General features: G+C 38.4%; 9 protein-coding genes. 2 read left to right on the top strand and 7 right to left on the bottom strand.

The window, feature by feature from the left end; genetic code table 11:
* The first annotated feature begins 38 nt into the window (after positions 1-38).
* Complete coding sequence (locus ACLUXO_RS07630; protein WP_412137039.1) at positions 39-545, top strand: Panacea domain-containing protein; 507 nt, start codon at positions 39-41, stop codon at positions 543-545.
* Positions 546-1167: 622 nt separating this feature from the next.
* Here ACLUXO_RS07630 and ACLUXO_RS07625 read toward each other — a convergent pair.
* The gene (locus ACLUXO_RS07625) at positions 1168-1707 is read right to left on the bottom strand and encodes a TetR/AcrR family transcriptional regulator C-terminal domain-containing protein (protein ID WP_412137038.1); all 540 of its coding nucleotides are present in this window, start codon (positions 1705-1707) and stop codon (positions 1168-1170) included.
* Between the two features lie 307 nt (positions 1708-2014).
* Between ACLUXO_RS07625 and ACLUXO_RS07620 the strand changes: the two genes are divergently transcribed.
* Entirely contained in the window at positions 2015-2461 is a 447-nt protein-coding gene (locus tag ACLUXO_RS07620; RefSeq protein WP_412137037.1) for a LysR substrate-binding domain-containing protein, read from the top strand.
* A 64-nt stretch (positions 2462-2525) separates the two neighbouring features.
* On the opposite strand, the gene ACLUXO_RS07615 is transcribed toward ACLUXO_RS07620, so the two are convergent.
* From ACLUXO_RS07615 to ACLUXO_RS07590, 6 genes are all read right to left on the bottom strand, one after another.
* Positions 2526-3254 (bottom strand): restriction endonuclease, encoded by a 729-nt coding sequence (locus tag ACLUXO_RS07615; RefSeq protein ID WP_412137036.1) that lies wholly within the window; start codon positions 3252-3254, stop codon positions 2526-2528.
* Between the two features lie 300 nt (positions 3255-3554).
* Positions 3555-4655 carry a hypothetical protein gene (locus ACLUXO_RS07610; protein ID WP_412137035.1) on the bottom strand — a complete coding sequence of 367 codons (1101 nt, stop codon included), beginning with the start codon at positions 4653-4655 and terminating at the stop codon, positions 3555-3557.
* Positions 4656-4891: 236 nt separating this feature from the next.
* The gene (locus tag ACLUXO_RS07605) at positions 4892-5086 is read right to left on the bottom strand and encodes a hypothetical protein (RefSeq protein ID WP_412137034.1); all 195 of its coding nucleotides are present in this window, start codon (positions 5084-5086) and stop codon (positions 4892-4894) included.
* Between the two features lie 126 nt (positions 5087-5212).
* Complete coding sequence (locus tag ACLUXO_RS07600; RefSeq protein ID WP_412137033.1) at positions 5213-5479, bottom strand: hypothetical protein; 267 nt, start codon at positions 5477-5479, stop codon at positions 5213-5215.
* A gap of 150 nt (positions 5480-5629) precedes the next feature.
* Positions 5630-6499, bottom strand: coding sequence for a DNA adenine methylase (locus ACLUXO_RS07595; protein WP_412137032.1), 870 nt, complete (start codon positions 6497-6499; stop codon positions 5630-5632).
* Between the two features lie 16 nt (positions 6500-6515).
* Positions 6516-8294 (bottom strand): AAA family ATPase, encoded by a 1779-nt coding sequence (locus ACLUXO_RS07590; RefSeq protein ID WP_412137031.1) that lies wholly within the window; start codon positions 8292-8294, stop codon positions 6516-6518.
* Positions 8295-8475 lie beyond the last annotated feature (181 nt).

Raw genomic sequence — 8475 nt, 5'->3', positions numbered from 1 at the left:
AATAACATAGATGTACTCAAATACGGGAGGGAAATGTAATGGCTAATGGCTTCGACGTATTTCGCGTTTCTAATTTAGTAATTGATACGGCCAAGGAAAGCAACATTGAACTGACTAGTTTAAAACTTCAGAAAATTTTGTTCTTCTTGCAAGGCTTTTACCTCTACAAGTATAAGGCCCGCTTGATAGATGGAAAGTTTGCCAAGTGGCAATTTGGACCGATAGAAAGAGATTCTTATGAGTATTTTAGGTCATACGGATCTTTACCGATCCATGATGAAGCTTTTGACTTTTCGACCGAAACTTTTGAAATTACGCATATTCCCCCTATTTCAGCTAACGATATTGGCAGTTATAGGTTTGCGGATCTTAAGTCTGAATTGACCAAATTACTCAGCATCCCCACATGGAAGTTGATTGAGTTAACCCGTAACGACCCCAGTTGGTCAAACTACGAAGAAGCGATAAAAACTTACTCCGCTGGCGACTACACGGATCAAGAAATTAAGATTTGCTACATCTACTGCTTTGAACTGCAAGATTAAAAATACTGGCAGAAAGATGTCTAATTGATGCCAAAGTGATGCTAATCTGACGCATTTCTGACCAGCAACCTGCAGAAACGATTCGAATACCTGCAGAAAAAACGTTGATTTGACGCCGTTTCTAGACATTGACCTGCAGAAAACCTGCAGAATTACCAAGACCATCAGTAAAGACAGAAAACCCCGCATCCGTAAGTTGGATACGGGGCTTTTGAGCATAAAAAAGAGCGCCTATTAAGCGCCCTTACCGGTTCGGCACAAGTAATCAGCTGGTACCATTTTTGCACATCAGATGTGATCTCCGGCTCTTTTTCGTGATACCCACATTATACTATTCAAATGTGCTAAATCAAGATGCACATCGAGACCATCAATCTCAAAACTAGGATGTGTGATTGGGGGTGTTTCCCCTATGAACCTTTGGTTCTTTTTCGTGATAGTGGTACCTCCGAAGTACCTGAAAACAACTGCTTAAGCACTTGTTTAGGTAGCAACCCAGCCTCCGCTCGCGGGGGCTTTTTATTTTGGACCACTTGCGTACTCAAGTTTCATGTTATGGCACACAAAGAACCCCCTTGAAACAAAGAGAGCACGTTTCAAGGGGGGTGCGCGGAAAGAACATTTATTCCTCACTAGTGTGATTAGAGAGTGTAAAATGCAAGGCACTATTAACCCGGTCAGCGATTACATCGTAGTCGAGCGGGTGATGGCTGAAGAGGTTGTCAATCATCGTATAGGTCAAGCCAATGCTGAAAAACGTCACGAAGTTGCTGGCCCTACGATTGTCGGTCATGCCTTCTTCTTTGATGATCTTTCGCAGCAACACTGTAATATGCCGCGAAATCTCACCAATCACGTCGATCTCTTTTTGACTTGAATACACGCTTTTGTAAAAATCCCTGTTCAGCTCAGCACTATAGAAAACTTGTGCGATAATTTCCTCCCAATCCAGCCTGTCGATGTTGCTTTCGACATCGGCTTCCATCATTGCCTGGATGGTATAACCGAGCAAATCATATTTATCTTGGAAGTTATCGTAAAAAGTCTGCCTCCTAATACCGCTTTTCTTCATCAGGTGAACTACACTAACGTGGTTAAAGCCAGTTTCAGCAACTTCAGCCCTAAACACGAGTGCAATGCGCGACTTAAGATCTTCGGACATCGGATCACGCTTTCTTAAGACTGATTGTCGCTAAAAACTGTTGTCTCATTTTTAAACCATAACCGCTAGCTGCTATAACGTGCAAACAGACCATCCGGTACTCACGCCAAGCCGGACAGAATAGAACATATCGTATATTGCGTTTTAGGAGATAGTATCAATTACTCCAGCCTGTATTATATAATTGCCTATCGTTAATGGCGACTAGCGGCTACCATCAATAATATGCCCGAAAGCGGATTAAATCAACGGACAATTTGTAAGCGTTTGTCCAAAAAATGATAAAAATTGCGGAGCGATCTTCACCATGCCAGACATCATTGCGGGAATGGACAACTTGGCTTACCACAGCTTGCTTATTGGCTACTATTGCTTGATCGTGCCTAGCGAAGTCAAGCTTGGTCCTCCGCCAATTTCTTTGAAAGAGCTGAGCAAGAACAGGCTGATCTTCCTGGACCACCGCTGGTGCCCGCCCACGCAAGACCTATTGCAAAAAGAGATCTGCAGAAACAACCATTCTCTGGACCTGGCCTATGTCAACAATATCGCGACCGCGCGGGCCATGGTTAAGGCACGGCTTGGCTGGGGAATCTGGGCCAACTTTGTGTCCGATCCTAATGACCTCGACCTTAAGAAGCTGCCCCTTTCCACCAAGATTGTGCCCGACTATGGTGTCGCCATCTTGAAGCAAGGCAGTCCGCAAGCCGCCAGACAGTTCGTCAGCTGGCTGGAGAAGACCGGATTGCCAGGGTGACAGAAATTCTACTCCATAACAAAAATCCCAGCACCTCAGTATAAAGGGCTGGAATTTTATCAAGTTACTCTTTTGGCCATGAATGGTCAAGTTCAATTTCGTGCTTTTGAATAAAGCTATTGTACGAAATATCATTCTTTAAAGCTTGATATTTATTTTCTAGCAGAGTAAAAATGTTGGTTTCTTTTCGGCGTATTCTTGCCAGATCAGCTTTACTAAGAACCAAGATATACTTTTTTTCGGCTAACGCTATTTTTTTAACCAGACCAATAGCGTCATTCCAAGAATTATCAGAGCCTGTAATGCCATTCCAAGCAACAAAGATGCCTAATTTGGTATCGGTATAACACATCAATGAGAAAAACTTACCTAGATACGTTACTCCAACCTTCTCCTCATAGTTTTTACATTCAATGAGAAAAGAAGAACCCATCTTTTCATCAAAAAGTTGCATCCCAAGCATAGCAGAACTTGTTGACCAATTAAGCAGTAAATCAATCTCATTGCTGCTAGTTCGCTGATTTCGTCTGACATCAAACATTTCAGGATAACCGTCTTCGAAGAGTATCGCGATCAATTCTTCAAGCAATTTACCTTTTTCGCCAAAGTCGCAATCTCCACGATCCAACTGATCATACAAAGAAGCAAAGCGAACAAATGCCTCATCTGACAGGCTTAATGTTTGCGCGTTTTTATCTACAAACATCTGAAATAGATCTGAAAATGGCAGCCCTAGATTAGTCAGATCATCAGCTAGTCGGCTCAGTTTTTTGCTCTTAGCATCATCCTTCATGCTTTGTTCACCCGATAGACTACTACAGCATGATTGATTGGGTCAGTAATTTCATAATCACAATTTGCACAGCTAAGCTCACTTGGTATCTCGCCAATTGTTTTATAGCAAAAGCCCGTATACTTCTTGCAATTTGGACAGTAGATCTGCAAATATGAAGTTAAGTAGTTTTGAGTCGTTAGAAACTCCAACAACTCATAAACAGTTTTGATATCAAGCTGCAGATTCCGATGAATAACACTTGGGTAAACCCAATCGCCTGCATGGTAGTGGCTCATGAAGTCTACAAAGTCATCTATGTTAGCATCTAAGTTCTTCTCCTTTAGTAAAGGTACCACTTGTGCAAAGATATTTGATTGCATTGTTCATTCGCCCCATTTCTAAGTCTTTACAAGTTCCCGTCAAGTGTTGCAATACTGTATATTCCCGATTAGAAAAGCCAAAAGTTATCTTAACCAGATAGCTTTGCGAAACAACTGGATTCTCCCATTGCACATAAACGTAAGGATAATTGGCAGTAGCCTCTTTATCATCCAAGTATCTGATGAGCAATTCCGTAATTTCAGGTGATTTGCTAAAAACTTCTTCATTTTCAGTGATCAGTTCCCGCAGTTCACCAATAAATGGCAAAACAGAGTCCTCATCCATCGCAGCCGTTAAATCTGCTGAACCACCTGAATTAAGCAACATCATCTGCCGATAAATTTTGACTGGATCGTCAGTTGCTCCCTTGAGCTTATCAATAGCCTGTGAATAATCGCACTTAAACAGCTCAATTTTCAAAATATTCTTCAACCACTTGATGCAGTAGCTGACTATGTCACTATAAGCATCGCCCGCATTAGGGTAATAGCTACGATTCTTGATAGCGTCGTATCTAATCTCGAGACACTTATTTTCTAAATCGAAATAGATAACAACCGGATAACGATAATCGACAAGCTCATTAGTGCTTCTGTCCGTATAAGATTTCTGCAAAACAAACTTTACTAAGACAGTCTGATCAGCTACTTTTTTATAGACCGGTTGAACGTCCTTCAATTCAGCTGGAAGAGTACGTAGAATCTGGCTACCCAATTCTGACACCTCAGCCTTTGCCAACATTTTTTCAACTGGCTCATCAGTATCAAAGAAAAATGGTACTGAGTATTTATAGAGCTTGATAAGTTCCCATTCTTCATAAAATTGAGAACATTTTTTATCGGTAGTGGTCTCCACAATTGTTGAGTCAATATCATCCTTGTTTGGCAAGAATAATGGGGAGTCAGACTGATTTCCCAGAGTAATTTGTGGATCAAAAGTAATTAAGTTCTTTTGCTGTAAACGATGAATTATTGCTTTCTTCATCGCCAAAGAATAATTTAAGACAGTATTCTTGTAAAAGCTTAAAAAGTTTCCCAATCCATTTCTCTACTCATGCCAAACTCCTTTATCGAAAAACACAAATTCCTACTAGACATTATAATACTGCCTTGCCTTGAAAGGCTAACACTTTGATCTCTCACCTGCCGAAGAAAGATGAAGTCTCAACAACTAAACAGTTTAGACTGTAAATCCCCGTACCTGTTTTACCGCAGATACGGGGATTTGTTGTTTTGGATTACCGGGAATGGAAAATGATTTTTTTATACTCATGTTTAGTCAAAAACATAAGGTATTACACTACTGTGCCAGTATTTTTTAGCTAATGCTTTAGTCGGATAGTAATTAGCCAGCAGGTAGATATCATAGTAAACCAGCACTGGCACCTTTTTGCCACCAACTTTGGCCGTAACGCTACGATACATTGGGAAGTATTCCGCTAAGGTTGGCGTCCATTGGTTAACTTGCAAAAACTTCCCCGCCTTAAGGCGTTTCTTAAGATCGTTCGTAGTAGGCTTTATAGCGACCCATCTACCAATTCTCCAGTACTTGGTCTGCTTGAGGATCTGTTTATTTTTGGTCTTTTGCTTCGCCGTTTATGGGATAATCGTGTAGCCAAACTCGCTAGTCAATTGGTTATACAAGGTCAATTTATGCAATCTTTTGTTGGTAAAAGTATGCTTGGTAAAGACTACTTTGTGCTCAAGTCCGGCACCTGCATCGTAACTATACCAGGTTCCCCGCATCTGCTTAGGAATGGTGATGATCGTCCCGCGCCCTAACTTGGCAGCGTGAACTGGCTGACCAGCAAACATTGTCAAGCTGATGCAGCCAGCTGCCAATGCAGCAAGTAATTTCTTCATAGTGATTACACACAGGACCATTTGATGGATGGCGGTCGCTTGTGCTACTTCCTTCTTTCTATTTCTCTTAAACACCAGTCTAATTATAAGACAAAGAGATGTGGAGATTAAGGGGGAGATTAAGCGAAACAGAATAAAATCTGTATAAGACTAGATTTTAGTAAGATTCACATTATCGTACGAATCAATTTTAGTAAGTTTACTAGCAAATAAATACTCTTTAGCTATTTTCTTTTGATTAGCTGAATACCTAAGATTGTATTCAAAAGACTGAACATATGGACGATACAAGTTCAGTATCTCCTCTTCATGATCATACGTAGTAATCCACTTGTAATCAATTAAATCAACAATATTTTCTGCTAAAATCTTATGCTCTACATTACTTGGAAATGATAAATATAGATTTCTACCTTGCTTAAAATAAGGTGGATCGAAGAAAATAAATGAATCTTTTGAATCATAATTTGGTAACTCTGTGCAAATAAAATCTTTTGCATCAAGGTTACTTAAAATAATCCGATCTTTGCTAGCTGCTATACGTCTTATTTTTTGTTTCAAGGTTTCTTTATTGAACCTACAATCTATCTTGTACTTTCCGGCTTGACTCTGACCGCCAATTGGTCCTCCTTGAATAATGCCACTAATATTAGTACGGTTCAAGAAAAGAGTAGAAAAAGCATTTTCTAACGATTTAGGATCTTTGCATGACTTTTCATGAATTGAACGTTGCTTATACCACTCTGTCAAGGTAACATCAGCTTGATCAATAAGGCTTATAATTTCTTCTGGCATATTAATAGTAGCATACCAAACAGAATAGATTGAAGGATCATAATCGTTCATAACTATTCTATCAACTTGATTATTAAGCAAAAGGTGTAAAGCTATTCCAAATCCGCCTGCAAAGGGTTCAATATACGTTCCAGACGACTTATTTTGCTTAATTAAGTGTGCTACATATTTTGATAGTTGACTTTTTCCCCCGGGATATCGGAGTATTGAATCTGTACTTGGCATCTCAATTTCCTTACTATCAGAAGATTTCCGTATTTGCAGATTTTATGTTCTTATAAATTCTCTTTGCTATTGAATCAAGCAATCCACCGAATCGTTGTACATCGTCACTATTTGACTTCATCCACGACCCCAAAAAAGCATCCATATATGTATTATTTTCTTTAAACCATCTCTTATAATCATTTATTGAGCTATCAGCTTTGATCATTTTTAATTCACTACTTCCGTTGTTATTAACGTGTATAGCATTCATTTTTTCAATCATCTCGGGTGTTGTAATACCTCGATTTGCTAAATAATTATTTCTAAATAGCTCTGAGCCTGCTTTTTGATTATTAACATATGCCCATAGTTCTTGTTCAAGAGCAAACTTACCTGGGAAAGTTAATAGATTTCCATCTTGACTATTAACTTTAAACTTGATCACCCTATCCTCAGAATGCATATACTTGTATAATTCGGTATTTTTATCATTCGGATTCATGTCGGAATCCAATATAAAAATATAGTTATCAAATCCCATAGGATCTGCTTGAAGCAAGTTTACCATAACATTCCAAGACAAATTACACTCAATCATCTCTATTTCTGGCATTTTTTTCCTTAAATTTAGATAGTCAACAATTTTATTAAGCTCCCATCTAGCGACCCCATCCTCCGTAAACACTTTAATATGCGGCTCAATATTTTCAGTATTTTTTCTATATGTTTCTTGTAAATTAAAGCGATAGAAAATTTTTTCCGGATTTTCATAACAGCTTATGTTTCCAGGCGCACTATTAGAACCCTTCAAATAATTAATTTGAATTGCATCTTCCTTACTTGCTCTCAAAACAGACAAATGTTCTAGTAATGTTAAACTGTGTGTCGTAAAAACTATTTGTACACCTAAGTCAATAGATTCTTTCAGTAGCCAATCAATTAAGCGATTTTGTGCAGCTGGATGAAGGGTAGATTCAATCTCATCTATTGCTAAAATACCTCCTACGAAACACTCAGAATTGGAACCCATCTCTTCTTTTAATTTTTCAAATGACAAAACCGCTTCAATAATTTGTCCCGTATTATCTTGACCACTGGAATTTGATTCATATCCATAATAACTAGTTTCAATATTGGCCTTATTATGACGTGTGCCAACATCTAAATTAGCAATTGTTTCAATTTGCTCTCTATTCTCTCCCAAAATCTTAGCATGTATTTCCTCTATTTTTTTTTGCCATTTTTGGGGAATAATTTTCGATTTTGCAGTATCGAACTCACCTAACGGATCAAGCCGAGACAGACCTAAATAGTAGGTTGGAAATTGAACCTTACTTTCACTATTTCTTTCTTTCGTCTTAATTGGTATTAAGCGATAACGTATATATTTCTCTTGTACAACCTTCTTTGAATATAGTCCTTTATTTACATTGTTTTTTATATATTTTTCTTTTTTGCGTTTTCCAGTATGCTTTGAAGCACGAAATGAAATTTTTTTTGATACGCGGTATTGTTCTGGTGAATCTGGTATATCCTCAAATTCTACCGTCGCTTTTTCACCAACTGTATCGAATTTTGGGTCAAACATAATAATATTGCTGAATTCCCCCCTAAACGGAGTCCCTGCTAGAGTCTTATAGTTTTTTACTTCACCAACATTCGTCAGCACCGCTAATAAAGTAGATTTGCCTACACCATTTTCGCCAGCAATTGCTGTTAAATTTGAGCTTAGTTCGATATTGAATTCTCTCTGAAATGCTCTATAGTCATGTATAGTTAAAGATTTTATCCACATTTTTGTCTTTGGCCTCATAAATATCATCTTACTTTTTTCATCAATTTTATACCTAAGTATAGTAGAGTTGCACATTAAAATCAAAGACAAGCACCGTAAGCACCCAATAGCATAATATATTAAAATCCCATCCTAGCAATGCTAAGATGGGATTAATCAGTTTATGGGACTTTACTTACAGTGGAGCTGAACATTTTCT

Source organism: Lactobacillus delbrueckii subsp. bulgaricus (assembly GCF_046938665.1).
GTDB lineage: Bacteria > Bacillota > Bacilli > Lactobacillales > Lactobacillaceae > Lactobacillus > Lactobacillus delbrueckii_C.
This window is presented reverse-complemented; position numbering and strand designations above follow the sequence as displayed.